Origin of the sequence: Chryseobacterium luquanense (assembly GCF_026460945.1) — a bacterium.
GTDB lineage: Bacteria > Bacteroidota > Bacteroidia > Flavobacteriales > Weeksellaceae > Chryseobacterium > Chryseobacterium luquanense.
Window position 1 is genome coordinate 1 of the sequence record NZ_JAOVZV010000040.1, and the last position, 1,661, is coordinate 1,661.

The 1,661-nt window shown below is 33.0% G+C and carries 2 protein-coding genes; both read left to right on the forward strand.

Going from position 1 to position 1,661, the window contains the following annotated elements; translation table 11 throughout:
* Positions 1-1,036, forward strand: a 1,036-nt coding sequence (locus OEA66_RS20375) for a polymorphic toxin type 47 domain-containing protein (RefSeq protein ID WP_267283138.1), incomplete at its 5' end; no start/stop codon positions are given.
* A 7-nt stretch (positions 1,037-1,043) separates the two neighbouring features.
* Entirely contained in the window at positions 1,044-1,469 is a 426-nt protein-coding gene (locus OEA66_RS20380) for a hypothetical protein (RefSeq protein WP_267283139.1), read from the forward strand.
* The last annotated feature ends 192 nt before the right edge of the window (positions 1,470-1,661 follow it).

The window sequence follows — 1,661 nt, forward strand, 5'->3', positions numbered from 1 at the left end:
TTATGATAATCCTTATAAATACAATGCAAAAGAATTTGATTCATCAACAGGATACTACTATTATGGTGCGAGATATTATGATCCTAAGCGAAGCTTCTGGTTATCTATAGATCCTTTAGCAGATATTACGGTATCACCTTATGCTTATGTTTGGAATGATCCTGTTAACTTTGCAGATCCTACAGGGATGATGGGGGAAAGAATAGGTGGAGATGGACCAGGAAAACCAAAAAAAGTGGATCCTAATAAAATATATGGACCTAAAGGAGGAGTATTAATTGAGGAAGTTATAATAAAGGGTATAAAGAAGTCAAATGATGCTCATTCATTTAATGGAAATATATTTTCAGGTATAATGGATGGAGCTACAGAAGCTTCTTTTGAAACAATAACCTTTAAAGGAATCAGAGATATTGCCAGCATAAGTTTCAATACTATTAGAAGTTTTATTGATCCATCAGCAAGAAATAGTAATGTATTTGGTGCCTCCACTTTATGTATAACAGGAGATTGTGTCGAAAGTAATCCATTTAATAATCTTGAACCTGGATTGGATATTGCTGTAGAAACTTTTGATAATCTTCGGAATGAAAATTATTACGAAGCTGGAAAAAATATTGGCACAATGGCTATAGTGCTTGGAAGCATATTTTTACCCGAAGGAAAAGGAGGAACAGGAAATGGTCTAACCGGGGGCAAGTGGAAATTCAACGCTATTAAAGATGTTGATATGCGAGGTGGTGCGACCCATATAATGGCTTTAGAGGAAACGTTTAAAAGAACAGGTTTGCCAAGAGAATCATTCCAGGTAACAAAATGGGGAAAAGATGTCAACGGAAAGTCAATCCCTGTTGAATATCAAGGTCCAGGTGGAGCTAGTGTAAATATGGATATACCAGTATTTAATAATGTGAAAGCTAAAGGGATTTTGGGAGAAGGTCCACATCAACCACATGTTGGATATCAGACATCTGGACGAAAAGCAAGTAGGATAAGAGGTCATATATTTATAGACAATGTTCCAGCTACAAGATAAATATAAAATGGAAAATCAAGATTATTTAAAAAAAATTGAAGAATTAAAATCAGTGTCTAAGAAGAAATTTTTAGAACACTCAGTTGTTGAAGGGAAAATAGCGGAAAGATTTATTAATAATGTTTATAATAAATTTAAACCTTTTAAGATTACTGATCATTTATCAATAGGTAGCGATATTTCTAAAAAAATGGCTACTGATGAGTTTGAATTTTCGTTTTCTGAAATATATCTTTCAGGATCTATTTACGTTTTTTTTGAACAAGATTATTATAATAAAAATCAGATATTTGTTTTAAAAGAAGGGAAATTATTTTCCAAATTAATAGAGGAATGTTATGGTATGGAATATTTTATTACTAACGAAAATAACAGTTTTTTGATTTCTGTTAACTGGTATATTATAGAAATGCTCTTTGAGAATGATAGATAATAATTTTTGATGTGACGGACTTTCTACAGCAATTGATAACCCTCGCTGCCGCACGAATCCTCTCGTGTGGTAGTTTGGTTTTATTCCAAAGCTATTAATACTGGAAACTTCTGCGATGCATGGACTCAGTTTTTGATAGAAGAATGCATGGTTGGCTATACTCCTCCTGAACTTCTGGAATCTGAAATGTAC

What these genes read in the sequence shown, in the direction of transcription:
- OEA66_RS20380 (WP_267283139.1), top strand. Translation starts at nt 1,044, where the DNA reads ATGGAAAATCAAGATTATTTAAAAAAAATTGAAGAATTAAAATCAGTG.